The organism is Sulfitobacter sp. THAF37 (genome assembly GCF_009363555.1).
Classification (GTDB): Bacteria; Pseudomonadota; Alphaproteobacteria; order Rhodobacterales; family Rhodobacteraceae; genus Sulfitobacter.
Genome location: NZ_CP045372.1, coordinates 2548031 through 2575020, shown reverse-complemented (window position 1 = coordinate 2575020; position 26990 = coordinate 2548031). Strand labels below are relative to the sequence as shown.

Genomic DNA, 26990 nt, shown 5'->3' with positions numbered 1-26990 from the left:
GACCTACTCTGCCGCGACCTTGGCCCGGGCCTTGGTCAGCATCGGTTTGAGGTATTGGCCGGTATAGCTTTCCGTGACCTCGGACACCTCTTCGGGGGTCCCGGTGGCCACCACACGGCCCCCGCCATCGCCGCCTTCGGGGCCGATGTCGATGATGTGATCGGCGGTTTTCACCACGTCGAGATTATGTTCGATCACCACGACTGAATTGCCCTGATCCACCAGTTCATGCAGCACTTCGAGCAGCTTGCGCACGTCTTCGAAATGCAGACCCGTGGTCGGTTCGTCCAGGATATAGAGCGTGCGTCCGGTTGAGCGTTTGCTGAGTTCCTTGGACAGCTTCACGCGCTGCGCCTCGCCGCCCGAAAGCGTCGTCGCCTGCTGGCCGACCTTGATATAGCCAAGGCCCACGCGCATCAGCGCATCCATCTTTTCGCGGATGGACGGGACGGCGGCGAAGAAGTCCTGCGCGTCCTCTACCGTCATGTCGAGGACATCCGCGATGCTCTTGCCCTTGAACCTGATTTCCAGCGTCTCGCGGTTATAGCGCGCGCCCTTGCAGGTTTCGCATTCGACGTAGACGTCCGGCAGGAAGTGCATCTCGATCTTGATCACCCCGTCGCCCTGGCAGGCCTCGCAGCGCCCCCCTTTGACGTTGAAGCTGAACCGGCCCGGCTTGTAGCCGCGCGCCTTGGCTTCGGGCAGGCCCGCGAACCAGTCGCGGATCGGGGTGAAGGCGCCGGTGTAGGTCGCCGGGTTCGAGCGCGGCGTGCGCCCGATGGGGCGCTGGTCGATGTCGATGACCTTGTCGAGGTGTTCAAGCCCCTTGATGGTCTCGCAGGGGGCCGGGGTCTGCCGCGCGCCATTGAGGTTCATCGACGCGGTCTTGAACAGGGTTTCGATGGTCAGTGTGGATTTGCCGCCGCCTGACACGCCGGTCACGCAGACGAACTTGCCCAGCGGAAAATCGACGGTGACATTCTGCAGGTTGTTGCCGGTCGCCTTGACGACCTTGACCGACTTTTTCTTGCCTTTGCGCCGGGTGGCGGGCACGGCGATTTCGCGGGTGCCTGTCAGGTATTGGCCGGTGACGGAATTCGTGTCGGCGGCAATCTGGTCCGGTGTGCCGTGGCTGACCACCTGACCGCCGTGCACCCCCGCGCCGGGTCCGATATCAAAGACATAATCCGCCTCGCGGATCGCTTCTTCGTCGTGTTCAACCACGATCACGGTATTGCCCTGGTCGCGCAGGTTCTTCAGCGTGCCCAGCAGCCGGTCGTTGTCGCGCTGGTGCAGACCGATGGAGGGCTCGTCTAGCACGTAGAGCACCCCGGTCAGCCCGGACCCGATCTGCGACGCCAGGCGGATACGCTGGCTTTCCCCGCCGGACAGTGTCCCGCTTGACCGGGCGAGCGTCAGGTATTCAAGGCCGACGTTGTTCAGGAAGCCAAGCCGTTCGCGGATTTCCTTGAGGATGGCGCGGGCGATCTCGTTCTTCTGCGGGGTCAGCGCATCGGGGACCGTGTTGCACCAGTCGAAGGCTTCGCGGATCGACATCTGCACCACCTGGCCCGCGTGCCGCAGATCGTCCGGCGTGCCGATCTTGACCGCCAGCGCCTCTGCCCGCAGACGGTAGCCGTTGCAGGTGCCGCAGGGCCGGTTGTTCTGGTAGCGTTCGAATTCCTCGCGGATCCAGCTGCTGTCCGTTTCGCGGTAGCGTCGCTCCATATTGGGGATCACCCCTTCGAACACGCGGCTGACCTCGTAGACGCGCCCGCCCTCGTCGTAGCGGAACTTGATCTCTTCCTTGCCGGACCCGTAGAGAAACACCTGCTGCACCTTGTCGGGCAGATCCTTCCAGCGGGTCTGCTGGTCAAACTGGTAATGCTTCGCGATCGCCTCGATGGTCTGCTTGAAATACGGGCTCTTGCCCTTGCGCCAGGGCGCCAGCGCCCCGTCGTAGATCTTGAGGTTCTGGTCCGGCACGATGAGGCGTTCGTCAAAGAACAGCTCCACCCCCAGCCCGTCGCAATCCGGGCAGGCCCCGAACGGCGCGTTGAAGGAAAACAGCCGCGGCTCGATCTCGGGGATGGTGAAACCGCTGACCGGGCAAGCGAATTTCTCGGAGAATGTGTGCCGCTCGGGCTCGCCTTCGGACGGGGCGGTTTCCAGCACCGCGATGCCATCGGCCAGATCCAGCGCGGTGCGCAGGCTGTCGGCCAGCCGCGTCTCCAGCCCCTCGCGGACCACGATCCGGTCCACCACCACGTCGATGTCATGGCGGAACTTCTTGTCCAGCGTCGGCGGCGCGTCCAGCTCGTAGAACGCCCCGTCCACCTTGACCCGCTGGAAGCCCTGCTTGCGCAGCTCGGCGAATTCCTTGCGGTATTCTCCCTTGCGGTCGCGGATGATCGGGGCCAGCAGATAGGCGCGGGTCCCCTCCTCCATCGTCATGATGCGGTCCACCATGTCCTGCACCTGCTGCGCCTCGATGGGCTTGCCGGTGGCGGGGGAATAGGGCGTGCCGACGCGGGCGAACAGCAGGCGCATGTAGTCGTAGATCTCGGTCACGGTGCCCACGGTCGAGCGCGGGTTCTTCGACGTCGTCTTCTGTTCGATGCTGATCGCGGGCGAGAGGCCGCTGATGTGGTCCACATCCGGCTTTTGCATCATGTCGAGGAACTGGCGCGCGTAGGCGGACAGGGATTCCACGTAGCGGCGCTGCCCCTCGGCATAGATCGTGTCGAAGGCCAGGCTGGACTTGCCCGACCCGGACAGCCCGGTGATGACCACCAGCTGATCGCGCGGAATGTCCACGTCGATGTTCTTGAGATTGTGTTCGCGCGCGCCGCGCACTTCGATGTTCTTCAGCTCAGCCATACAGCACCCCGTTTCCCACAAGCGATATAGGCGCCTGCACCGGATTCTCCAATGGCAAATAAAGAACCAATAGCGAACATTCAGGCGGCGCGGCGCTGGCCCAGCCACAGATGGACCAGCAGTCCCGCCGCGAACGCGCCCCCGGCCAGCACCGGCAGGGCGGCATAGCCCAGCCAGAGCAGCCCGGCGGCCATCACCGGGGTGCCGATGGTGTTGCCCAGATTGCCCATCTGCGCCATCGCCCCGTTGGCCCGCGCCCGGGCGGCGGCGCTGTCGTTCAGCTGCGCCACGGCGGCAAAGCTCGCCCCCTGGATCAGCCCCATTGCCGCCGCCAGCGCCAGACAGGCCAGCGGTGCGCCGGGACTGAGCCAGAGCCACAGCGCCGCCGCCAGCGACCCGGCGAAGCCCGCCTCGACCACCCGGACCGCAGAGATCCGGCGCAGCAAGACAACGCCGAACGTCATCGACACCGCGATGCTGACCAGCGGCATCGCCCCCATGATCCAGCCCCGCGCGGCGGGGGTCAGATAGGGCGGCAGGACAGTCAGGATCGACACGAAGCTGAAGGTATAGAACAGCCACCCCAGACCCGCCGCCGATTGCCGCGGCGAGCGGTAGATCGCCACATGGTCCCGCAGCAGCCGCCCGACCGACAGCGCGGGCAGCGGCCCCTCGTCAGGAAGGCTGCGCAGCCGCGACGACAGATACAGCGCACAGATCGCCATATACGCCCCATGGGCGGCAAAGACCGCCGGGACCCCATAGCTCAGCGCCAGTGGTCGGCCTGCGACCGCCATCACGGCAAACGCCACGCCAAAGAAGGTGCCCCATAGCGTCAGGGTAAACCCGCGGTCCCTGTCTGCGCTCAGCTGTGCGATCAGCGTCGGCGCCGCCACGACGATCGCCAGATGCGAGGCCCCCTCGACCACCCGCGTGACCAGTAACAGCGGCAGCGGCGGCAGCAGCGCCTGTACCAGCGACATTACCGCCCCCAGCCAGAGCGCCGCCAGCAGCGCGCGCCGGTACCGCACGCGCGCCACCACCAGCCCCGCCACGACCCCCAGCAGGATGCCGACAAAGCCCACCAGCGACACGGCGAAACCCAGCGTCGCGCCCGCGCCCGGGTAGACCGACGGCAACATGTCGAAGATCACCGAAACCTTGCCATATTGCGCCGCCGCCCCCAGCCCGGCGGCCCAGAGCGCCAGCACCAGCGCAAAGGAGGTCTGCCGCGTCGGCATCCTGCGCCTTCAGACCTTCTGGGCCAGCGCCCAGGAACAGACCGGCATGTTCGGGTCGTTCCTGATGTCGTCGGTCTCGGCATCATAGACCGGCGGCCAGGTATCCTCCAGGTTGCGCCGCGCCACGTGGCGATTGCCCCATTGCTCCGCATGAATGGCGTCTTCGTCAAAGCCCCCCTCGATCAGCAGGTTCTTCAGACCCCGGGCGCTCCAGCGGGAATTGTCCTGCGGCGCCGCATGCAGCGGCACGAAGAACGGCACCGCAACCCAGAAATACCCGCCCGGGCGCAGCATGGCGTGGACATTGCGCGTCGCCGCATAGGGCCGGTCCAGATGTTCCCAGACCTGATTGGCAAGGATCAGATCGAACCTCAGCGGATTGCCCTGCGCGTCGGTGAACGGGTCGCCGCAGACGTCATAGTCGGGATAGCGGAACTGGCTGTAGGACTTGAACGCGAAACGCGTGCCCCATTTGCCCGATATCTCTGCGCAATGCAGATCCGCCGGACCCAGCGCATTGATCATCCGGCGGCTGGCCGGCTGCATGACGACACGATTGAGACTTACCATGATTGCCTTATGCCACCGGCTGCGGATGCCGTCCAGCGCGCGTGGCTGCCGGGTCAAGGAGGCCGAAGGCCCCGCGCAGCGGCCTGTCCTTGACGCGGCTGACACGGGCAATACCCTGAGCAAAGGTCGTTCAGGACGCAATGCGCCCTGAACACCTTCTCAGCAGGATAGGACACCGCCAAGACCGCGCCGCCCCCGCCCTCATGGGCTCAGGCCCGCAACAGGCGCCCGTAGAGTAGCGTCGCGCCAAAGGCGCGTCCGCCGCCCCGGTCAATCACATGTGGATCACGCGCCCATAGGCGTCGAGCACGCTTTCATGCATCATCTCGCTCAGCGTCGGATGCGGGAAGACGGTGTTCATCAGATCTTCCTCTGTGGTCTCCAGCTGACGGCCCACCACGTAGCCCTGGATCAGCTCGGTCACTTCCGCGCCCACCATATGCGCCCCCAGAAGCTCGCCTGTCTTGGCGTCGAAGACGGTCTTGATCATGCCGCCTTCCTCGCCCAGGGCAATCGCCTTGCCGTTGCCGATGAAGGGGAAACGCCCCACCTTCACCTCATATCCCAACTCCTTGGCCTTCGCCTCGGTATAGCCGACGGAGGCGACCTGCGGATGGCAATAGGTACATCCCGCGATGCTCTCGGGCTTCACCGGGTGCGGATGCCCGCCCGCGATCAGCTCGGCCACCATCACGCCTTCGTGGCTGGCCTTGTGCGCCAGCCAGGGCGCGCCCGCGATGTCGCCGATGGCATACAGCCCCTCGACCCCGGTGCGACAATATTCATCGGTGATGACATGGGTGCGGTCGATCTTCACGCCCAGGTCCTCCAGACCCAGGTTCTCGACATTGCCGACGATCCCCACAGCCGAGATCACGGTGTCGAACTCGTGCTTCTCGACCTTGCCGCCCGCCTCGATATGGGCCGTGACCTTGCCCCCACCCTTGGCTTTCGCATCGCGGTCCAGCTGCTTGACCATCGCCTTCTGCATGATCTTCATGCCCTGTTTCTCGAAGGCCTTCTTGGCAAAGGCGGAAATCTCCGCGTCCTCCACCGGCAACACGCGGTCCATCACCTCGACCACGGTCGTGTCCGCGCCCAGCGTGTTGTAGAAGCTGGCGAATTCGATGCCGATGGCGCCCGATCCGATGACCAGCAGCTTTTTCGGCATCCGCTTGGGCTGCAACGCGTGCTTGTAGGTCCAGACCAGATCGCCGTCCGCTTCCAGCCCCGGCAGTTCGCGCGCCCGGGCGCCGGTGGCCAGCACGATGTTCTTCGCGGTCAGGTCTTCGGTCCCCTTGTCGGTCTTGACGCTGACCTTGCCCTTCGCGGGCAGCGTCGCCTCGCCCATGACCACGGTGATCTTGTTCTTCTTCATCAGGTGCCCGATGCCGCTGGTCAGCTGCCCCGCCACCTTGCGCGACCGTTTGACCACCGCGTCGAGGTCGAAATCCACGCCCTCGGCCTTGAGCCCGAATTCCTTGGCCCGGTGCATCAGGTGAAACACCTCCGAGGACCGCAGCAGCGCCTTGGTCGGGATGCAGCCCCAGTTCAGACAGATGCCGCCCAGGTGCTCACGCTCCACAATGGCGACGGAGAGGCCCAGTTGCGCGCCACGGATGGCCGCGACATAGCCGCCCGGCCCCGCACCGATCACGATCAGATCATAGGTTTTCGCAGCCATTCCAGGGGTCCTCGCATGTGACAGTCAGAAGTGGTTTACCGTTAAACCACTTTCCTGTCCGTCACAACCGCGACAGCGACCTAGGCTCTGGACCCATTAACTCTATATGCTCAGCGGCGATTTCGCGAAATTTCAATGGTTTGGGGCGTGCAGCCAATCCCCTCTCGGGACATTGCTGCGCAATGCACTGCCGGGCAGTGGTAGGTTCTATTTGCAAGCGACCCAAGACATTGAAATGAAGTGAAATCGCCGCCCGTCGCTCCAAAGGAGCGCCGATTCATGCTGGCACGCCTTCGGCGTGACGGGTTTGACGGATTTTCCCGCAGCCTGCGGCGCATCTGTTTGAAATAGAACCACTATTCCAGCGCAGATGCTTCTTGTCTGCGAAAAAATCTGTCAAACTGAGCGTATAGAATTAATGGGTCCAGAGCCTAGGCTCAGGCGACGGCGGTTTCCGCCTGCAATTCGCGCAGCGTCTGGCCATAGCCGCCCCCCTCGACATAGGCTTTTTCGCCCGAGGTGTCGCACCGCGACAGCGCCTCGTTGCGGTAGGGGAACCGGCCAAAGCGGCGGATGACCTCGCGGTGGGCGCGGGCATGCAGTAGGTTGCTTTCACCGGCCTTCGGCATCCTTTCGCACATCAGCCGCACGCAGCGTTCCTGATCGCACAGGTTTTCGGAATGCATCAGCGGCAGATAGAAGAACTGCCGCGCCGGTTCGTCGATCTTCAGATCCCATCCCCGCTCGATCGCGGACTTGGCCGCGGCAAGCGCCGCGCGGTCGCTGGCAAAGGCCTTGCCCCGGCCCCGGAACATGTTGCGCGGAAACTGGTCCATCAGCGTGATATAGGCCAGCGCCCCCGACGGATAGGTCAGCCAAAGCGAAAACCGTCCCTCGCAGGCGGCCTCCCAGGTTTCCAGAAACCGCTCGCGGATGGTGTCATCCAGGGTGTCGCTGGCCTCGTACCAGCCCTGGGGGCCAACCTCGTCCAGCCAGAATGCCAGTATCTGCTCGGGGCCTTGCATGGATCACACTCCTCAGTCGTCACACCGTCTTTGCCTGTGGACAGGCAATTGTCACCTTAGGACCATCCTAACAAGAGCGGCGACACACGAATTGTATCATTTGCGACACGTTTGCGGTCTTCAGCGTGCATTTTCGCCGTCCTGCTCGCTTTCGATGGCATATTCCTGCGCATATTCCACCGCCACGGATGTGGCCGTGGGATAGATCGCCACGTAGCTGCCGGTCTCGTCCACCGGCACGGCGGGGCGGCGGGTGGCACGGTAGGCGGCATAGGCGGCCAGGATCGCAAACAGGATCGTGGTGAACAGGTAGAACCCGCCCGGCCCGAGTGCCGTGCCCATCATCCAACCGGTGATCACAGGCCCCAGGATCGCCCCCAGCCCGTTGATGAAGATCAGCCCGCCCGACGCGGCCGCCATGTCCTCGTGCTGCAGAAAGTCGTTGGTGTGGGCGATCAGCAGCGAATACAGCGGGTTCGACATGCCCCCCACGATGAAGGCAGAGACCAGCAACAGCCAGAACACGCCCCCCAGCGTCATCCCCAGGACGGACCCCGCCGCCCCGATGGCCGACACGATGACCACCAGCGCGCGCCGGTCCATCCGGTCCGACACCCAGCCGATCGGATATTGCAGCACGACCGCGCCGACAAAAAAGGTCGCCACGAAGGTCGAGATCTGCGCCACGCTCAGCCCGGCTTCGGCGCCATAGACCGGCGCCATGCCGAACTGCGCCGAGAAGACGCCGCCCAGCAGGAACATGCCGATGCAGCCCAGTGGCGAATAGCCCAGCAGTTCGCGCAGGCTCATCGGCTTGGTGGTGTCAAAGGCCGGTGTCGGGCTGATCGTCAGCAGGATCGGCGTGACCGCCACGCTCACCAGCACCGATGGGATCACGAACAGTACATAGCCCGACGGGTCCGCCGCCAGCAGCAGCGCCTGTGCCACCACGACGCCGAGGGTCTGCACGATCATGTAGAGCGACAGCGCCTGCCCCCGGTTGGAATTGTCGGCGGCGTTGTTCAGCCAGCTTTCCGCCGTGACATAGACCGCGGAAAAGCAAAAGCCGATCAGCACCCGCCCGATCGCCCAGAGCGGCACCGCCGGAAAGGTCGGGTACAGGATCATCACCGCCGAGATCAGCGAGGCAAGCGCCGCGAACACACGCACATGCCCCACCCGGCGGATCATGTGCGGCGCCAACCGCGAGCCCCCCAGGAACCCCACGAAATACGCCGACATGACGATCGACATCTCGAAGGTCGAGAACCCTTCGAGCGCGCCCCGAATACCCAGAAGGGTCCCCTGCATGCCGTTGCCGACCATCAGAAGGCACATGCCCAGAAGGAGCGCCCATGCGCTTGAAAGAACCTGTATCATCGTCGCGAATCCATTCCGTAGCCCTGTCCATCCCTGAACCTCTTGGGCTGCGACGTCACCCCGTTAGACGACATTCGATCAACTTTTTTCGTATTTGGGGATCAGCAGGGACGCGTCGCCGTAGGAAAAAAACCTGTATTTTCCGTCGATTGCGTGGGCATAAATATCCCGGATCGCCTGACGGCCCATCAGCGCCGAGACCAGCATCATGAGCGTCGAGCGCGGCAGGTGAAAGTTCGTCATCAGCGCATCGGTCACGTTGAACCGGAATCCCGGCGTGATGAAGATGTCCGTGTCGCCTTCCCAGGCTGCGATATCGCCGTCCCGCGCCGCGGTTTCGATCAGGCGCAGCGCGGTGGTGCCCACCGGGATCACCCGACCGCCCGCCGCCCGTGTCGCCGCGATCTCGGCGGCGGCGCCCTGGCTTACCTTGCCCCATTCCGCGTGCATCCTGTGCTGGGTGATGTCGTCCACCTTGACCGGCAGGAAGGTCCCCGCGCCCACGTGCAGCGTCACATGCGAGAATGTCACGCCCTTCGCCTCAAGCGCGGCCAGCAGCGGCGCGTCGAAATGCAGCGACGCCGTCGGTGCCGCGACCGCCCCGGCATGGCGGGCCCAGACGGTCTGGTAATCCGTCTTGTCACGGGCATCGGCGGGGCGTTTCGCGGCGATGTAGGGCGGCAGCGGCATCGCGCCCGCCGCGTTCAGCGCCGCGTCGAAATCCGCTCCGCTACAGTTGAAGCGCAGGTGGCCCTGCCCCTCCGCCACCGCTTCGAGCGTTGCGCTGAGGTCGGCGCTGAAGACGACGCGCTCGCCCTGCTTCAGCTTGCGCAGGGGTTTGATCAGCGCGGCCCAGGTGCCGTCGGCGCGCGGCTCCAGCAATGTGACCTCGATCCGGGCGGAGACCTCGCCCTGCGCGGACTGGCGGCTGCGCGTGCCGGTCAGCCGCGCGGGGATCACCCGCGTGTCGTTCAGGACCAGCCGGTCGCCCGGCCGCAGCCAGTCGGTCAGGTCCGTCACCCGCCCGTCATGCAGTGCCGCGCCGTCGGCCACCAGCAGCCGCGCGGACGAGCGCGGCACGGCGGGCCGCGTCGCGATCAGTTCTTCGGGCAGGTCGAAATCGAAATCGGACAGTTTCATGGCCGCGCTTTAGCGTCCGGGTGTGCTCCGGACAATGGGATTCTGCGGCGCAGGCGCGGGCGCAGGCGCAGGGGCGGGCTGCGGCGCGGAAGGGGCATCCGGCGCAGGCGGTACCTTGGGCGGCGGTCTGCGAAAGATGTCGCGGAACATGCCGGGCGTCAGCGCCGACAGCGGATTGACCCCGACGCTGGGCTGTCGTGCGGGGCCTTTCAAGGTGTAGTTGAACCCGATCAGCCCCTCGCCCTTGCGGGTCAGGACCGACCCGATGCCGTTCAGCAGGTAGACCGGCGTGATGACGCCCTGCATGTCGATCGTGCCGCTGTCGAGCGCATAGATCCCGTCCATCGACAGGCCCATGGACGCGCCCACGGCGCTGGCTTCGGTCAGGGTCAGGCGGTTCGGGGTCAGCCGGAACTTTCCCTCCACCTCGTCGAAATAGATACCGTCGCCATTCAGTTCGTTGATCAGCCCCACGACCGACACGGCGTTGAGCAGGGCCGCGATGCCCGGCGCGTCCTTGATCCGCACGTCTGTCACGTCGAGCGCGCCATCGAAGGCCCCGCCGCTGCCCACCGGCAGCAGCGTCAGCGACAGCTGCCCGCCGACCACCTGCCGCAGCAACCCGGCAGAGTGCAGCACACCGCCCGCGTCCGCCGACACGATCCGCACCGCGGACCGCCCGTTCTGGGGCAGGACCCGGCCCTGAACCGGGGTCTGCCCGTTCAGCCGCGCCTGAAACGACCCGTCCAGCCCCCCGGCGGTGGCAAAGTTCCCCCGCATATCGGTCAGCGCGATGGTGTCGGTGATCTGCAGCCGGTCCAGTTGTACCTGCATCGGCGGTGCCCTGCCGCCGCCGCCCTGGCCACCGCCATCTGCGCCGCCGCCCAGTTCCGCGCTGCGCAGGTCCAGCACGCCGCCCCGGATCACCAGTTGCACCGGGTTGCCCGGCCCCTGCCCGACCACATCCACCGCCGCATCCAGCCAGCCCCCGGCGCGCAGCGTGTCGAACCGGACCCGCTCCAGCGCGCCGCCTTCGCGCAGGCTGACCGCCCCTTCGGCCGTCAGCCCCGCCGCCGACAGCGCCAGCCGGTCAACCGACGGGGTGGCGCCCAGTTGACCGCTGACCTGCAAGCTGCCGGTGGTGCCCGCCGCCTTGGCCCAGCCCAGTTGCGGCACCGACAGGCGCAGCCCGGCAAGGTCGGATTGCAGGTCGAACTGCGGCGCGCGCCCTTTGGGCAGATCGACCTCCAGCCGCGCGCGGGTCTCGCCCGCCACGGTCCCCGGCGGCAGGGCGATGCCAAAGGTATCGAGTGCGGGCCGGTCCAGCGTGATGTCCGCCCGCACGCCGCTGGCCCCGGCCCCCGGCCCGATGGGTTGCACGAAACTGCCGTCAAATCCGACACCATCCAGCGTGCCCGCGCCGGTCAGGATCACGCGGTCGTTGTCCACCGTCAGGTCCAGTTCGGGCGCGCGCAGCACGCGGTCCCGGATCAGCAACTCGCTGTCGAGGTCCCGCAGGGTGCCGGTGACGTCAAAGACGACCTGATCCTGCGTTCCCTTCTTGAGCGGCAGGGCGATCTGCCCATTGAGCGACGCGCGTCCCCCTGCAAGGTCCACCGGCAGGTTCGCCTTGTCCATCACGCTCAGCGGGGCGCGGTTCAGCAGCGACAGCGCCGCCGTGACGGTCGAGTCGGTGTTCAGCCGGATGACCGCAGGGGGGCCGTCGCGCACGCTGACATCGGGGATGATGAAAGCGGAGTTGCCGATGCGCACCGCGCCGCCCGCGTCCGCCGCCACCGTCGCCGCGTCCACGGCCACCACCAGCCGGTTGTCCAGCAGGCTGAAATGCCCCCTGCCCCCGGTCATCGGCGGCATGGTCCTGAGAAACCGCACCTCCGCCTTGTCATAGTCGAAGGCGAGGTAGGTCTGCGGCGCCTTGTCCGGCGCCAGCCGAAACGCCAGGTCGAGGTTGCTGACCTCGGCCGCGCGGATGTTCTCGACCAGCCAGTCGCGGGTCTTGGTCTTGACCCCCTCGGGCCAGAGTTCGAGCAGCCGGTCGGGCGACAGACCGTCCATCCGCCCGTCCAGCGCCACCCGCCAGCCGTCGGGGCGTGCCGACAGGTTTCCGTCCAGCAGCAGCGTGCGGCCCCGGTCGTTGATCTGCATCCGCCCCAGTTGCAGCCGGAAGGGGTTCAGCCGCAGGCGAAAGTCGACGTCCGTCTCGGCCAGACCCACGGGTGCGTCATAGATGTCATCCGGGTTGGCGCGCAGGTCCCTGATGGTGAACTGCCCCACCAGATCGCCCAGCTTGCCCTCGGGCGTCAGCCCCAGCGTGGCACTGCCCGAACTTTCCGCGCTGACCCATTTGCTGCGCAGGCGCACGTCGGCAAACCGCAGCAGCGCCTCTGCCGGGTCGTAACTGAAATAGCTGCGCGCGCCTTCAAAGGGGATCGGGCGGGTCTGCGGGTTGGGCTGCACCACCCCTGCCCCGATCTGCAGCGTCGCGTTCAGCGGGACGAACCGGCCCGCTTCGTTCAGCCCGCTGCGCACTGCGCCGGATATCGGCGCGCGCAGGACCCCCAGCCAGGCAAAGGCCGGACCCTGCGTGGCGATGTCCTCTGCCGGGACCTCTTCGAAGCTGACGCCGAATTCGGCGGCGGTCTGCCCGATGCGGCTGGCGTAGTTGGCCGACAGCGTCGCCGCCCCCGACCCGCCGCTGAGCAAGGCGAGATCCGCCGTCAGCCGCAGCATCCCGTCCTCGCGCGACACCAGCAGCCGACCCCCGTCGATCGTCCAGCTGCGCCCCGCGCGCAGGTCGTCGAACTGCAGAGTGACCGCGCGCAGCTCCGCCTCGGTCAACGCCTCCAGCGCGGGGCGCTGCAGCACCCCGTCAAGCTGGGCGATCAGCTGCGGCAGGGTCGCGGCCTCGCGGCTGAAGCTGGCAGGCCCCAACCCCGCGCTGAGTGCCACGCGCCCCTGCGCATCACGCCGCAGAGTGACCACAACCCCCGAGATCGAGATCGACTGCGGCTGCACGATTCCGTCCAGCAGCGGGCGCAGCGCAAAGCCGGTCTTGAATTCCGTCAGCCGCAGGATCTCGGCCCCGTCGGGCGTGCCGATCACGACGTTGCGCAGGCGCACGCGCGGGAACCAGCCTTCCTCGACCACCAGTTCCGCCTCGCCCAGGCTGACCCGGACCTCCGGCAGTTCGCGGGCGATGCGCGCCTCGATCCGGTCCTGCAGCCAGCCCGGTGCGCGCAGGGGCTGACCCATCGACAGCCACAGCGCGCCGACCAGCGCGCCCGCGGCCAGCGTCAGCAACAGCACCGACCACAGGCCGAAGCGCGCCGCGTGCTGGTGGACCTTGCGCCTGGGGCGCGGTGTGGCTGGTTCGGTCATCGTCGTCCCAATTCGGCGGGCCCTCTTGGCACGCGCGGCAATTGGCCTAGTATGACAGGCCGACCACCCGCATCCAAGTGAAAGAGACGTGATCCATGCCCGAGATTTCCGAGCCCGCACCAGACTTTACCCTGCCCGTCACCGGCGGCGGCGACGTCACCCTGTCAGCCCTCCGGGGCAGCCCGGTGGTGCTGTTCTTCTACCCCCGCGACGACACGCCGGGGTGCACCAAGGAAAGCATCGGCTTTTCCGCCAGCCTGTCCGATTTCGAAGACGCGGGCGCGCAGGTCTACGGCATCTCGCGCGACACGATGGCCAAGCATGACAAGTTCGTGGCCAAGCACGAGCTGACCGTGCCGCTGCTGTCGGACGCGCAGGGCGAGGTGACAGAGGCCTACGGCGTCTGGGTCGAAAAGAACATGTACGGCAAGAAATCCATGGGGATCGAGCGCAGCACCTTCCTGATCGACGCCGACGGCAAGATCGCGCAGGTCTGGCGCAAGGTAAAGGTGCCGGGTCATGTGGATGCGGTGCTTGAGGCGGTGCGCGCACTGTGATCGCGCTGGCACAGATGGCCGAGGCCGTGCTGCGCTGCGCGGACGGACGGGAAAAGACCGCGCTGTCGCGTCGCTACGCCGCCGAATGGCAGGGCGCGCGTGCGGCGGGCAAGAGCCCCGACATCGGCCATGCCGATCCGCCGCTGCATCCCGCCCGGCCCGCGGCACCCGAACTGCTCAGCCCGCGCGACGTGCCGCGCCGCCGACCCGGCACGCCCGAGGGGCGCATCGCGCTGCTGCACGCGGTGGCGCATATCGAGCTGAACGCGGTGGACCTGCACTGGGACATCGTCGCGCGGTTCACCGACACCCGGCTGCCGATGGGCTTTTACGACGACTGGGTCAAGGCCGCGGATGAGGAATCGAAGCATTTCAATCTGATGTGCGATTGTCTTGAGGAACTGGGCAGTCACTACGGCGCGCTGCCCGCCCATGCGGGGATGTGGCGCGCCGCCGAGGATACGGTGGACGACCTGATGGGGCGACTGGCGGTTGTGCCCATGGTGCTTGAGGCGCGCGGACTGGATGTGACGCCGGGCATGATCGACATCTTCCGCAAGGCGAAGGCCGACAGCGCCGTGGCCGCGCTGGAAACCATCTATGCCGAGGAAGTCGCCCACGTGGCCTATGGATCGAAGTGGTTCCATTTCCTGTGCGGGCGCTTCGACGAGGATCCCAAAGAGCGGTTTCACACCCTCGTCCGGACCTATTTCCACGGCCATCTGAAGCCGCCCTTCAACGAGGAAAAACGCGCCGAGGCGGGCATCCCGCCGGATTTCTACTGGCCCCTCACCGAGACCGGCTGAAGGCCGCAACCTGAACAGAAATCGTCAAGTTCTTGGTATCGGCGGATTTTTGCCAGTTTGCCGCAAACGGGGGGAAAGCCGCCGCAGGAGCGACCAACAGGGTTGCCCCGACGACACATGGTGGCTAAGAAAATCTGAATTCGGGCGCGTATGGCGATTTTCGCGCCCGTTTGGGGACGGAAAAAGGAATACAACTTGCGCTCTACGCTTGCCATCAAGACCCACGCGTTGCTGGAGAAGTACTTTCCCGAACGCCGTGTTTTTCTGAAATCCGACAACGATACCCGCTTTATCCGTCTGCGACCCGGCACCCAGATCATCGCCTTCGCCGGATGCGCCACCCTCGTCGCCTGGGCCATCGTCGCCACCGCCGTCATTCTCATGGACAGCATCGGGTCGGGCAATTTCCGCGAACAGGCCAAGCGTGACCAGCGCACCTACCAGGCCCGGCTCAACGACCTGTCCGCACAGCGCGACAGCCGCGCCGAAGAGGCGCTGGCGGCTCAGGAACGGTTCAACGCCGCGCTCAAGCAGATTTCCACGATGCAGTCCGAACTGCTGGAATCCGAAACCCGCCGCCGTGAATTGGAAACTGGAATCGACGTGATCCAGACCACGCTGCGCGACACGATGAAGGACCGGCAGGCCGCCCGCAATCAGCTGGCCGCGCTGCAGGGGTCCATTGCCGAGGGCGGTGCCGGCGCCGTGCAGACCGCCGCGTCCAACGCACCGATCGAATTCCTGGCCGAGGCGCTGGCGGAAACCGCCAAGGAACGCGACCAGGTGATCGTTGATGCCCAGGACGCGCTGTTGCAGGCCGACGAAATGGCCCAGCAGATCGCCCTGATGAAGGATCAGAACGACGCCATCTTCCGCCAGCTCGAAGAGGCGATGACCGTTTCCGTCGCCCCCCTGGACAAGATGTTCCGCAGCGCGGGCATGTCGACCGACAGCATCCTGGCCACCGTCAAGCGCGGCTATTCCGGCCAGGGCGGCCCGATGACACCGCTGTCCTTTACCACCCGCGGAGAGGAGCCTTCCCCCGACACGCTGCGCGCCAACCGCCTGCTGAACCAGATGGACCGGCTGAACCTCTACCGGATCGCCGCGCAAAAGGCGCCCTTCGCCAATCCGGTGAAATCCGCGTTCCGCTTTACCAGCCAGTTCGGCTATCGCCGCGACCCCAAGACGGGCGGGCGGCGGATGCATTCGGGCGTTGATTTCGCCGCCGGGATCGGCACGCCGCTTTATGCCACGGCGGACGGTGTGGTCACGCACGCGGGCTGGCAGTCAGGCTATGGCCGCCTGGTCAAGATCCAGCATGAATTCGGGATCGAAACGCGCTATGCCCACCAGTCGCGCATTCGCGTGAAGGTCGGACAAAGGGTCTCGCGCGGGCAGCATATTGGTGATATGGGAGCATCCGGACGTGTCACCGGCGTTCATCTCCATTACGAAGTCCGTGTCGGCGGCAAAGCTGTAAACCCCATGATCTATATCAAGGCTGCAAACGATGTTTTCTAAGAGCAAAATCAACGATCCCGCCCCGAACAAGGACGCAGAAAGCCAACGCCCGGCGACCCCCCAGGCCCCGGCGCAGTCCACATCGTCCCAGCCCAAGCCCAGCGAGTTCAAGGCATCGGCGCCCAAGGCCAAGCCGCCCGCCTCGGTCCTGTCGGCCGATCTGCATGTGACCGGCAACATGAAGACGACCGGCGACATCAACGTCGAAGGCACTGTCGAGGGCGACATCCGCGCGCACCTGCTGACCATCGGCGAGACGGCGACGATCAAGGGCGAAGTGGTGGCCGACGACGTGGTGATCAACGGGCGCATCGTGGGCCGCGTGCGTGGCCTGAAGGTCCGCCTGACCTCCACCGCGCGGGTCGAGGGCGACATCATCCACAAGACCATCGCGATCGAGTCAGGCGCGCATTTCGAAGGCTCCGTCCAGCGTCAGGACGATCCGCTGAACCCCGGCGCCAAGAACGCACCGACCCAGAAGCCGAACCCCGCCTCCTGAGGCATCGGCAGTCAGTTTTCAAAGGGCGTCGCAGGGTTTGCGGCGCCCTTTTGCTTTGCGGGGGTGATGTGGTCCCGGCGGTGCGGGACGAAGCCGCCGGTGCCCACACCCCCCCGATCGCGCCGCGAGAAACCTGCCTGATAGCTTCTGACACCCCTTTCGCACGACGGGCGGGCGCGGCTCTCAACCTGCAGAGATGCCTTCCCGACGGGCGGCAAGAATCCGGACCCGTGGTTCATGGCGCTTGCGATAGAGATACCGTGCCCAGAGCGCGAAGGCCCAGGTCATCCAACCTGCGTCGATCTCGATGACATCGCGCAGCAGACATCCCGTGCCCCGCGGCTCTACCGACAATGTATGGCGCCATGATCTGACGCCCGCGCCCTGTTCCAAAGACCTCAGGATCATCGCATCGTCGTCACATTCCAGGACTTCCATATAGTAGGGTTGCGCCGGCAGTTTGCCGAACAAGGACACAAGGACGTTGATCTTCTGCCCTTGATATACACGGTCGCCTGGCATGCCCTCGAATTCGACGACACCTTCCATGATCTCCTTCAGCGCATCGAGGTCCGTCGCCAGCGCCCAGACCTCCTGTGCCGTCGCCGCGTATTCATGCTCCAGTGTCACGGTCTTCATGCCATCTCTCTTCAATCCCGACAGTTCATCCATCGGTAGACACCAAGCCGGGCATTCGCGCAACCAATGCAACGCGCGCTTGGCCCCGCAGAGCTGACGGTCTGCGGGACCGGTTTCCTCAGATCTGTCCGAACGCCCGTGATGCTGCGCATGGTGGCCCTGGGCGGCTTGCAGCTGCATCCTGCACCACCAATTGAAAAGGGCGGCCCCGCAGGGCCGCCCATTCCGTCTGTCCACCTGGAGCGCGATCACTCGGTGACAGTGACCTTGCGCATCACGTCCGGCGTGCCTTCGACCGCGCCGTTGCCGCCGGTGCCGCGCTTGATCGCGTCGACCACGTCCTGCCCGCCGGTCACGCGACCGACCACGGTGTACTGACCGTTCAGGAAATGCCCTTCGTCGAACATGATGAAGAACTGGCTGTTGGCGGAATCCGGGTTCTGCGACCGGGCCATGCCCACGACACCCTTGTCAAAGGGAAGGTCGGAGAACTCCGCCGGGACATCGGCCATGTCGGAGCCGCCCATGCCCGCGCGGGACAGGTCGCCGCCTTCCTTGCCGAACTGCACATCGCCGGTCTGCGCCATGAAGCCGTCGATCACGCGGTGGAACACGACGCCGTCATAGGCCCCCTGCTCTGCCAGCGTGGTGATCCGCTCCACGTGCTGGGGTGCCACGTCTTCCAGCAGGTCGATGGTCACGGTGCCGTTGGCTTCGCCTTCGACCTCGATCTCAAGGCCGGTCGCGCCTGCGGCACCGGCCGTGAGGATGGCAGCGGTTGCGATCAGGAACTTACGCATCGGCCGCCACCTTGACGCTGATCATACGGTCGGGTTCGGCAGGCGGCTCGCCCCGCGTGATGGCATCCACGTGCTCCATGCCGCTGATGACCTGACCGTAGACGGTGTACTGGCCGTTCAGGAAATCGTTGTCCTTGAAGTTGATGAAGAACTGGCTGTTGGCGCTGTCGGGATTGGCCGACCGTGCCGCGCCCAGCGATCCGCGCGCATGCGGCACCTTGGAGAATTCCGCCGGCACATTGCCCAGGTCGGACCCGCCGGTGCCTGCCATCCGCAGGTTGAAGCCGTCTTCCATATTGCCGTGCTCCACATCGCCGGTCTGGGCCATGAAACCCTCGATCACCCGGTGAAATGCCACGTTGTCGTATTTTCCGGCGCGCGCCAGCTCTTTCATCCGCTCGACATGCTTGGGTGCGACGTCGGGCAACAGCTGGATGGTCACAGTGCCGCCTTTCAGCTCCATCAGGATCGTGTTCTCGGGGTCTTTGATTTCGGCCATGCGGGTCTCCTTCGCAAAATGGGTTGGGCGATACCTAAGGTCGATTGCCCGGATTGCCAAGCAGATGCATTGACCCCCGCGCCCGATGTGGCAAAAGACGGCCAGCAGATCGCAAACCGGAGGGACGGCATGGGCTGGAAGACACTGGATGACATGGAACTGGGCGGCAGGACCGTGCTGGTGCGCGTCGACATCAACGTGCCGGTGGAAGATGGCCGTGTGACCGATGCCACCCGGATCGAGCGGATCGTGCCGACGATCACCGATATCCTCGCCGCGGGTGGCAAGCCGGTGCTGCTGGCGCACTTCGGACGGCCCAAGGGCAAGGTCGTGCCCGACCTGTCGCTGAAGCCGCTGGTGCCTGCCCTGCAAGACGCGCTGGGACGGTCTGTCGCGCTGATCGACAGCCTTGAGGACGCGGAGAACGGCCTGAGCTGGGATGCCGACGTGTTGCTGATGGAAAACATCCGGTTTCACCCCGGCGAAGAAGCCAACGACGCAGACCTGGCAGGCCGGCTCGCCGCGCTGGGAGACATCTATTGCAACGACGCCTTTTCCGCCGCGCACCGCGCCCATGCGTCGACCGAGGCGCTGGCGCGGCGGCTGCCCGCCTGCGCGGGCCGTCTGATGCAGGCCGAGCTGAGCGCGCTGGAGGCCGCCCTTTCCAAGCCCGAACGCCCCGTGGGGGCCGTGGTCGGCGGGGCCAAGGTATCGACCAAGATCGAACTGCTGGAAAACCTGGTGAACCGGCTCGACGTGCTGGTGATCGGCGGCGGCATGGCCAACACCTTTCTCGCGGCGCTCGGCGCCGACATGGGTGCCTCTCTGAAAGAGCCGGATTTCTATGGCACCGCCAAGGACATCCTGGCGCAGGCCGACAAGGCCGGATGCCGTGTGATCCTGCCGGTCGACGGCCTGGTGGCACGCGAATTCGCCGCAGGCGCCGCGCATGAGGTGATCGCCCTGGGACCGGATGCAAAGCTGGGGTCGGACCAGATGGTGCTGGATGCGGGCCCCGACAGCATCGCCCTGATCGAAGCAGCCTTTGACGGGCTCAGGACGCTGATCTGGAACGGCCCCATGGGCGCCTTCGAGATCGCCCCCTTCGACACCGCCACCGTCGCCGCCGCACGGGCCGCCGCGCGCCAGACCCGCGACGGCACGCTGACCTCGGTTGCGGGCGGCGGCGATACGGTGGCGGCGCTGAACCAGGCAGGTGCCGCCGAGGATTTCACCTATATCTCCACCGCCGGGGGCGCGTTCCTGGAATGGATGGAAGGAAAGGACCTGCCGGGCGTCGTCGCGCTTGACGACCGCTGAGGTCACGTATTCCCTACCTTGCGTTTTGCCGGACCCCGTCAAGGCTCTGGATCCATTAACTCTATATGCTCAGTTTGACAGATTTTCCCGCAGACAAGAAGCATCTGTGCTGGAATAGTGGTTCTATTTCAAACAGATGCGCCGCAAGCTGCGGGAAAATCCGTCAAACCCGTCACGCCGAAGGCGTGCCAGCATGACTCGGCGCTCCTTCGGAGCGACGGGCGGCGATTTCACTTCATTTCAACGTCTTGGGTCGCTTGCAAATAGAACCTACCACTGCCCGGCAGGGCATTGCGCAGCAATGTCCCGAGAGGGGATTGGCCGCACGCCCCAAACCATTGAAATTTTGTGAAATCGCCGCTGAGTATATAGAATTAATGGCTCCAGAGCCTAAGATCGACGGGTCCTTTCCCCGTTCCGGAAGGACGTAAAGAAAGGATCCCCGATGCCGCCGATTTTCCGCCTGTCCCGTGCCGCCGTTCTGGCCGCCGCTCTCGCCACCCCGCTTGCCGCGCAGCAGGTCGATCCCGAACCCGGCTTTCTCGACTATTTCGGGCTGAATCGCATCGGTACCTTCTTTGCCAATACGGCCATCGCCGCCCTGCGCACGCAGATGGAGCTGGAATACCAGCACCTGTCCACCGACATCATGCGCGGCACGGTGTCGATTTCGGGCGTGGTGGCGCGCCCCCAGTTGCCTTACGATCAGGCCCGCCAATGCGTCGTTTCGGTCGACCGGGCGGTGCTGCAGACCGATCTGAGCAAGCCCTTTTCCGTCGCCTCTGAGGCGGTGCTGAACCTCGTCGGCGCGCGCGTCAGCAGCGCCTGCGTGCCCCGCGACGTGGCGATGGCGTTGCGCGGCGCCGGGATCAACGCGCTGGACCTCGACCAGGCCAAGCTGAGTGTCGCCTATACGTACGCGACGGGCGAAACCTCTGCCGATCTGAGCCTGGTCGCAAACGGCATCGCCGCGCTGGACGCCACGGCCAGCGGCATGATCCTGCCGCGCATGGGCCGCCATGGGGCGGGCGACCCCGCGATCCGCGTGACGCGCGCGCTGGTCAGCCTCAAGGACCAGGGTGGCTGGGCCAAAATCTCGACCCTGCTGCCGCCGAACTTCCGCGATCCGGCCACGATCAAGGCCATCGGAACCGAAGAGCTGACACAGGCCATGTCCGACAATGGTCAGCGCAATGTCACGGCGGTCGAGCGGAACTTCATCGCCGACCTGATGGCGCGGGTGGAGGATTTCATCGCCACGGGGGGCGAAATCACGGTGGAGGCCGATGTGCCCCCCACCGGCATCGTCGTGGAACCCGAACTCTACCAGGACGAACCGCAGGCGCTGGTCACGGCGCTGGCGCTTGAGGCGCGATCCGCCCCGCTGGCCCGCAGCCGCATCCTGAGCACAGCCGAACTCGCCGTGCTGGAGGCCCCGGGCAGCGCCACACCGGCCCAGCGGCTGGACCTGGGCGCCGCCCTGCTGGAGGGCCGCGGCGTGCCGCAGGCGCCCGCGCTGGTGCCCGACCTGCTGGAACCGCTGGTCGGCGACCCGGCGACGGCGCCGCAGGCCGCGGCGCTCATCGCCCGCGCGCTGCAGGACACCGCCCCGGCGACCGCCTACCGCTATGCGCTGACCGCCGCCGCGGATGACGCCGAGGGGGCCACCGCCACGCTGGACCGGCTTGAGGCCCGGATGACGACGCAGCAGGTCCTGGCGGCGCAGGCCGACGCCATCGCGGCACGCACCACCCCGGACGAAATCCAGGTGCTGGGCGGCGCGGACGATCCGCGCCTGCTGCGCGCGCAGGCGCTGCGGCATCTGACCGGCGCGGGGGCGGCGCGTTCCTATGCGCGGGCCTATTACTTTGCCCTGCTGGCCGAGGCCGCCGGCGACATCGGCGCGACCTCCCTCCGGCAGGAGATCGAGGCCCGGTTCGGCGCCCGTGGCCCCGCCGTTCAACAGGTCTGGACCGATCTGTCGCGCGAGATTCAGACGCAGGCGCTCGAAGCCTGGCTGAACCAGGGACTGGCCGACCGGTTCAGGACCGACTGAGACCGGCAGCGCCGCGGCAACGGCTCGCGGCGCTTGCGCGCCCCTCATGGCGAAAAACGCACCGCGCGACAGACAGGGGATTCCAATGGCGAATCGCCTGTGTCATACTGATGTCACGTCCGGCAAGAGACGACATGAGGCAGACCAGATGACACGCACCGCACGCCCGGCCTTCGGCACATTGCTGTTCTTCGCGATCGCTTTCGCGCTCAGCCTCTATTTCACCTTTGCCGCGGTCCAGGGCGATTTCGGCCTGTTCCGCCGGGCCGAGATCGTGGCGGAAAGCCAGGTTCTGCGCAGCCGCCTGGCAGAGGTGCGCACGGATGTCGCGCGCATGGAAAACCTGACCAAACGCATGTCGGACGATTATCTCGACCTGGATCTGGTGGACGAACAGGCGCGCAAGGTGCTTGGCCTGGTCCGGCCCGATGAAATCGTGATCAGATAAGGGCGCAATTCGCCGATGCAGGGGCCTGTTTGGTTCCTGTTTGCAGCGGCGGGCAAATGTCCCCTACACTTCCTCGTGCGAATCCGGTACTGAATAGTTTAACGCTAAACTAATTGCGCCACCCCCTGCCCCGCGCACCGAGGAGATGCTCATGGCCGCCAGAAATGCCACCAAGAAACCCAATGTGTCAGCGGACGAATTAAAAGCCTATTACAAGGACATGCTGATGATCCGCCGGTTCGAGGAAAAAGCCGGTCAACTCTATGGCATGGGCCTGATCGGCGGCTTCTGCCACCTCTACATCGGACAGGAGGCGGTCGTCGTCGGGCTGGAAGCCACCGCCAAGGAAGGCGACAGCCGGATCACCACCTATCGCGACCACGGCCACATGCTGGCCTGCGGCATGGACCCGAACGGCGTCATGGCCGAACTCACCGGCCGCGAGGGCGGCTATTCGCGCGGCAAGGGCGGCTCGATGCACATGTTCTCGAAAGAGAAGAAGTTCTACGGCGGCCACGGCATCGTGGGCGCCAACGTGCCGCTGGGCGCGGGCCTTGCCTTTGCCGACAAGTACAAGGGCAACGACAACGTGACCTTTACCTATTTCGGCGATGGGGCGGCGAACCAGGGCCAGGTCTACGAGACGTTCAACATGGCCGCGCTGTGGAAACTGCCGGTGATCTTCGTGATCGAGAACAACCAGTACGCGATGGGCACCGCGCAACAGCGGTCCACCTCCTCGGCCGAGATCTGGGAACGCGGCAAGGCCTTCGGCATCCCCGGCGAGGCGGTCGACGGCATGGATGTGCTGGCCGTCAAGGATGCCGGTGAAAAGGCGGTCAAGCACTGCCGCGCCGGCGACGGCCCCTATATCCTGGAGATCAAGACCTACCGCTATCGCGGACACTCCATGTCCGACCCGGCCAAGTACCGCACCCGCGAGGAAGTTCAGAAGATGCGCGACGAACGCGACCCGATCGAAGCGGTGCGCAATCTGCTGCTGACCGGCAAACACGCGACGGAGGACGATCTGAAAGCCATCGACAAGGACATCAAGAAAATCATCAACGACAGCGCGGAATTCGCCAAGGAAAGCCCCGAACCCGCCGTCGAAGAACTGTGGACCGATGTCTACGCAACCGAAGTTCCGCAGGAGGCATAAGAAATGGCAACCGAAATTCTCATGCCCGCGCTGAGCCCGACCATGGAAGAGGGCACATTGGCCAAATGGCTGGTCAAGGAGGGCGACACCGTGTCCTCCGGCGACATCATGGCCGAAATCGAGACCGACAAGGCCACGATGGAATTCGAGGCGGTCGATGAAGGCACCATCGGCAAGATCCTGATCGCCGAAGGCACCGAGGGCGTCAAGGTGAACACCCCCATCGCCGTCCTGCTGGAAGAGGGCGAGAGCGCCGACGACATCGACACCGCGTCCGAGTCCTCCGCGCCCGCGCAGGACGATGACGACGATGCGGGGGATGACAAGAAGGACGATGCCAAATCCGCCCCCACCGAAGCCAAGGCACCGCCCGAGCCGCAGGCGGATGTGACCCCCGACTGGCCCGAGGACACCAAGCTGAAACAGCAGACGGTACGCGAAGCCTTGCGCGACGCCATGGCCGAGGAAATGCGCCGCGATGAAAACGTGTTCCTGATGGGCGAGGAAGTGGCCGAATATCAGGGCGCTTACAAGATCAGCCAGGGGCTGCTGGACGAATTCGGTGCCAAGCGGGTGATCGACACACCGATCACCGAACACGGCTTTGCCGGGATCGGCGTCGGTGCCGCCTTTGGCGGGCTGCGCCCCATCGTGGAGTTCATGACCTGGAACTTCGGGATGCAGGCCATCGACCAGATCATCAACTCCGCGGCAAAGACGCTCTACATGTCCGGCGGCCAGATGGGCGCGCCCATGGTCTTCCGTGGCCCCAACGGTGCCGCCGCCCGCGTCGGCGCGCAGCACAGCCAGGACTACGCCGCCTGGTACATGCAGATCCCCGGCCTCAAGGTGGCGATGCCCTATTCGGCATCGGACTACAAAGGCCTGATGAAAACCGCGATCCGCGACCCGAACCCGGTGATCTTTCTGGAAAACGAAATTCTCTATGGCCGCAGCTTCGACGTGCCCGAGATCGAGGATTACACCGTCCCCTTCGGCAAGGCCCGCATCTGGCGCGAGGGCGACGACGTGACCATTGTCAGCTTCGGCATCGGGATGAGCTACGCGCTGGAGGCCGCCGACAAGCTGGCCGAGGATGGCATCAAGGCCGAGGTCCTCGACCTGCGCACCCTGCGCCCGATGGATACCGCCGCGATCCTGAAGTCGGTGAAAAAGACCAACCGCTGCGTCACCGTCGAGGAAGGCTGGCCGCAGCCTTCGGTGGGCAGCTACATCTCCAGCGTCATCATGCAGGAGGCCTTCGATTATCTCGACGCCCCGGTGATCAACTGCACCGGCAAGGACGTGCCGATGCCCTATGCCGCCAATCTCGAAAAGCTCGCGCTGGTGACGACCGACGAGGTCATCGAAGCCGTGAAAAAAGTCACCTACAGGTAAGGCCGCATCATGGAACCCAATCAAATCGAAAGCCGCAACAGCGGCAAGGAACTGGTCCTGATGATGCAGGTGGACGGTCGCCAGTATCGTCTTACCGCGCCTGAGGACATGCTGAACGACGAATGCGGCATCGACGCCGACGAGGCCACCCGCACCGCCTGGGTCCGGGAACATCTGCCCGGCATCGTGTCGGCCATCGGCGCGCGCGAGGACGGCGGCTGGCTCAAGGCGCCCTACAACCGTATCATGGTAGAGGAGATCGACTGATGCCCACTGAAATCCTCATGCCCGCCCTCTCGCCCACCATGGAAGAGGGCACATTGGCCAAATGGCTGGTCAAGGAAGGCGACACCGTCGCCTCCGGCGACATCATGTGCGAGATCGAGACCGACAAGGCGACGATGGAATTCGAAGCGGTGGACGAAGGTACCATCGGCAAGATCCTGATCGCCGACGGCACCGAAGGGGTCAAGGTCAACACGCCGATCGCCGTCCTGCTGGAAGAGGGCGAAAGCGCGGACGATATCGGCGAGCCCTCTGCCGCCGAACCCGACGCGGACAAGTCGAGCCATGCAGCCCCGGCGGCGGCGTCCTCCGATACCGCCCCCGAAGGCGGCTATGGGCGCGGCGCGACGGACGCCAACGCGAAGAAATCGGAAGACGGCGGCAAGGACGCCGGAACCGCCCCCCCGGCGGGGGAGAACGACAAGGGCGAACGCATCTTCGCCTCCCCCCTCGCCCGGCGCATTGCCGCGGACAAGGGGCTGGATCTGTCGCAGGTCAAGGGGTCGGGCCCCAAGGGCCGGATCGTCAAGGCCGATGTCGAGGGCCTGTCGAAATCCGACGCGCCCAAGGCCGACGCGCCCAAGGCCGAGACATCGAAGGCTGCCGCCCCGACAGCCCCGGCAGGCCCCTCTGCCGATGCCGTGGCCAAGATGTACGAAGGCCGCGAGTACGAAGAGATCAAGCTCGACGGCATGCGCCGCACCATCGCCGCCCGCCTGACCGAGGCCAAGCAGACCGTGCCGCATTTCTACCTGCGCCGCGACATCCATCTCGATGCGCTGATGGCCTTCCGCGCCCAGCTCAACAAACAGCTCGAACCGCGCGGCGTGAAGCTCAGCGTGAACGACTTCATCATCAAGGCCTGCGCGCTGGCGCTGCAGGAGGTGCCGGATGCCAATGCCGTCTGGGCCGGTGACAAGGTGTTCAAGCTCAAACCCTCCGACGTGGCGGTCGCCGTCGCCATCGAGGGCGGGTTGTTCACCCCGGTCCTGAAAGACGCGGAAATGAAATCCCTCTCGGCCCTTTCAGCCGAAATGAAGGATCTGGCCGCGCGCGCCCGCGACCGCAAACTGGCCCCCCATGAATACCAGGGCGGCAGCTTTGCCATCTCCAACCTCGGGATGTTCGGGATCGACAATTTCGACGCGGTGATCAATCCGCCGCACGGTGCGATCCTTGCCGTCGGCGCGGGCGTTCAGAAACCGGTGGTGGACAGCGACGGGCAGATCACGGTGGCAACCGTGATGTCCGTCACCCTCTCGGTGGACCACCGGGTGATCGACGGCGCCCTCGGGGCCCAGCTGCTCGCCGCGATCAAGGCCAACCTCGAAGCGCCCATGACCATGCTCGCCTGAGGGCGCGTTTCCCCTGTCGGGAACGCACTCAACCGCAAGGGGCGCGAGGGCCCGCATCACGCAAAAGGCCGGGGCAAAGCCCCGGCCTTTTTCAATGGTTCGGGGCGTGCAACCAATAGCGGCTCTGTTTGCACACGACCCAAGCCGTTGAGATGACATGAATTCGCCGCTGAGCATATGGAATTAGCGGGTCCAGAGCATGACACGGCTGCTGGATATGAGGACCGAGCAATGCCTGCCCTCGACCTTGACCGACACTTGTCCATCGGTTCGGGCCTCCAAGGGAACAGCCAAACCTTCGGGCTGGTATTCCGCCGTCAGAC

General features: G+C 65.5%; 22 protein-coding genes. 11 read left to right on the top strand and 11 right to left on the bottom strand.

Features of this window, described 5'->3' with window-relative positions; genetic code table 11:
* Nucleotides 1-3: 3 nt before the first annotated feature.
* The 8 genes from uvrA to FIU94_RS12565 all read right to left on the bottom strand — a co-directional run bounded on the left by uvrA (nucleotide 4) and on the right by FIU94_RS12565 (nucleotide 13319).
* Complete coding sequence (gene uvrA, locus FIU94_RS12600) at nucleotides 4-2880, bottom strand: excinuclease ABC subunit UvrA (protein ID WP_152466125.1); 2877 nt, start codon at nucleotides 2878-2880, stop codon at nucleotides 4-6.
* Nucleotides 2881-2960: 80 nt separating this feature from the next.
* Nucleotides 2961-4121: an MFS transporter gene (locus FIU94_RS12595; protein ID WP_152466124.1), complete on the bottom strand. Its 1161-nt coding sequence runs from the start codon at nucleotides 4119-4121 to the stop codon at nucleotides 2961-2963.
* A gap of 9 nt (nucleotides 4122-4130) precedes the next feature.
* The gene (locus tag FIU94_RS12590) at nucleotides 4131-4691 is read right to left on the bottom strand and encodes a methyltransferase (protein WP_152466123.1); all 561 of its coding nucleotides are present in this window, start codon (nucleotides 4689-4691) and stop codon (nucleotides 4131-4133) included.
* A gap of 274 nt (nucleotides 4692-4965) precedes the next feature.
* Entirely contained in the window at nucleotides 4966-6375 is a 1410-nt protein-coding gene (lpdA, locus tag FIU94_RS12585; protein ID WP_152466122.1) for a dihydrolipoyl dehydrogenase, read from the bottom strand.
* 437 nt (nucleotides 6376-6812) lie between these two features.
* A complete protein-coding gene (locus tag FIU94_RS12580; RefSeq protein ID WP_152466121.1) occupies nucleotides 6813-7400 on the bottom strand; it encodes a DUF924 family protein in 588 nt (195 codons plus the stop codon).
* Between the two features lie 120 nt (nucleotides 7401-7520).
* Nucleotides 7521-8780: an MFS transporter gene (locus FIU94_RS12575; protein ID WP_152466120.1), complete on the bottom strand. Its 1260-nt coding sequence runs from the start codon at nucleotides 8778-8780 to the stop codon at nucleotides 7521-7523.
* A gap of 78 nt (nucleotides 8781-8858) precedes the next feature.
* Nucleotides 8859-9920 (bottom strand): tRNA preQ1(34) S-adenosylmethionine ribosyltransferase-isomerase QueA, encoded by a 1062-nt coding sequence (queA, locus tag FIU94_RS12570; RefSeq protein WP_152466119.1) that lies wholly within the window; start codon nucleotides 9918-9920, stop codon nucleotides 8859-8861.
* Nucleotides 9921-9929: 9 nt separating this feature from the next.
* Nucleotides 9930-13319, bottom strand: coding sequence for an AsmA-like C-terminal region-containing protein (locus tag FIU94_RS12565; RefSeq protein WP_152466118.1), 3390 nt, complete (start codon nucleotides 13317-13319; stop codon nucleotides 9930-9932).
* Between the two features lie 95 nt (nucleotides 13320-13414).
* On the opposite strand from FIU94_RS12565, the gene FIU94_RS12560 reads away from it, so the two are divergent.
* From FIU94_RS12560 to FIU94_RS12545, 4 genes are all read left to right on the top strand, one after another.
* Entirely contained in the window at nucleotides 13415-13876 is a 462-nt protein-coding gene (locus FIU94_RS12560) for a peroxiredoxin (RefSeq protein WP_152466117.1), read from the top strand.
* Nucleotides 13873-14682, top strand: coding sequence for a ferritin-like domain-containing protein (locus FIU94_RS12555; RefSeq protein ID WP_152466116.1), 810 nt, complete (start codon nucleotides 13873-13875; stop codon nucleotides 14680-14682). The genes FIU94_RS12560 and FIU94_RS12555 overlap by 4 nt, the downstream gene beginning before the upstream one ends.
* A 195-nt stretch (nucleotides 14683-14877) precedes the next feature.
* Nucleotides 14878-16206 carry a M23 family metallopeptidase gene (locus tag FIU94_RS12550; protein ID WP_152466115.1) on the top strand — a complete coding sequence of 443 codons (1329 nt, stop codon included), beginning with the start codon at nucleotides 14878-14880 and terminating at the stop codon, nucleotides 16204-16206.
* Nucleotides 16196-16705, top strand: coding sequence for a polymer-forming cytoskeletal protein (locus tag FIU94_RS12545; RefSeq protein WP_152466114.1), 510 nt, complete (start codon nucleotides 16196-16198; stop codon nucleotides 16703-16705). Before FIU94_RS12550 ends, FIU94_RS12545 begins: the two co-directional genes overlap by 11 nt.
* 183 nt (nucleotides 16706-16888) lie before the next feature.
* Here FIU94_RS12545 and FIU94_RS12540 read toward each other — a convergent pair whose 3' ends face one another.
* From FIU94_RS12540 to FIU94_RS12530, 3 genes are all read right to left on the bottom strand, one after another.
* Nucleotides 16889-17344: an SRPBCC family protein gene (locus FIU94_RS12540; protein WP_172975901.1), complete on the bottom strand. Its 456-nt coding sequence runs from the start codon at nucleotides 17342-17344 to the stop codon at nucleotides 16889-16891.
* A 248-nt stretch (nucleotides 17345-17592) separates the two neighbouring features.
* Entirely contained in the window at nucleotides 17593-18144 is a 552-nt protein-coding gene (locus FIU94_RS12535) for a peptidylprolyl isomerase (RefSeq protein ID WP_152466112.1), read from the bottom strand.
* Nucleotides 18137-18643, bottom strand: a complete 507-nt coding sequence (locus FIU94_RS12530) for a peptidylprolyl isomerase (protein ID WP_152466111.1) — start codon at nucleotides 18641-18643, stop codon at nucleotides 18137-18139. The genes FIU94_RS12535 and FIU94_RS12530 overlap by 8 nt, the downstream gene beginning before the upstream one ends.
* Before the next feature lie 129 nt (nucleotides 18644-18772).
* Between FIU94_RS12530 and pgk the strand changes: the two genes are divergently transcribed.
* The 7 genes from pgk to FIU94_RS12495 all read left to right on the top strand — a co-directional run bounded on the left by pgk (nucleotide 18773) and on the right by FIU94_RS12495 (nucleotide 26667).
* Nucleotides 18773-19963, top strand: coding sequence for a phosphoglycerate kinase (gene pgk / locus FIU94_RS12525; RefSeq protein ID WP_152466110.1), 1191 nt, complete (start codon nucleotides 18773-18775; stop codon nucleotides 19961-19963).
* A 445-nt stretch (nucleotides 19964-20408) separates the two neighbouring features.
* A complete protein-coding gene (locus tag FIU94_RS12520; RefSeq protein ID WP_152466109.1) occupies nucleotides 20409-22019 on the top strand; it encodes a hypothetical protein in 1611 nt (536 codons plus the stop codon).
* 148 nt (nucleotides 22020-22167) lie between these two features.
* The gene (locus FIU94_RS12515) at nucleotides 22168-22467 is read left to right on the top strand and encodes a septum formation initiator family protein (RefSeq protein WP_152466108.1); all 300 of its coding nucleotides are present in this window, start codon (nucleotides 22168-22170) and stop codon (nucleotides 22465-22467) included.
* A gap of 151 nt (nucleotides 22468-22618) precedes the next feature.
* Nucleotides 22619-23629 carry a pyruvate dehydrogenase (acetyl-transferring) E1 component subunit alpha gene (pdhA, locus tag FIU94_RS12510; RefSeq protein ID WP_152466107.1) on the top strand — a complete coding sequence of 337 codons (1011 nt, stop codon included), beginning with the start codon at nucleotides 22619-22621 and terminating at the stop codon, nucleotides 23627-23629.
* Between the two features lie 3 nt (nucleotides 23630-23632).
* Nucleotides 23633-25027 carry a pyruvate dehydrogenase complex E1 component subunit beta gene (locus FIU94_RS12505; RefSeq protein ID WP_152466106.1) on the top strand — a complete coding sequence of 465 codons (1395 nt, stop codon included), beginning with the start codon at nucleotides 23633-23635 and terminating at the stop codon, nucleotides 25025-25027.
* Nucleotides 25028-25036: 9 nt separating this feature from the next.
* A complete protein-coding gene (locus FIU94_RS12500; protein ID WP_152466105.1) occupies nucleotides 25037-25294 on the top strand; it encodes a hypothetical protein in 258 nt (85 codons plus the stop codon).
* A complete protein-coding gene (locus FIU94_RS12495; RefSeq protein ID WP_152466104.1) occupies nucleotides 25294-26667 on the top strand; it encodes a pyruvate dehydrogenase complex dihydrolipoamide acetyltransferase in 1374 nt (457 codons plus the stop codon). The genes FIU94_RS12500 and FIU94_RS12495 overlap by 1 nt, the downstream gene beginning before the upstream one ends.
* Nucleotides 26668-26990 lie beyond the last annotated feature (323 nt).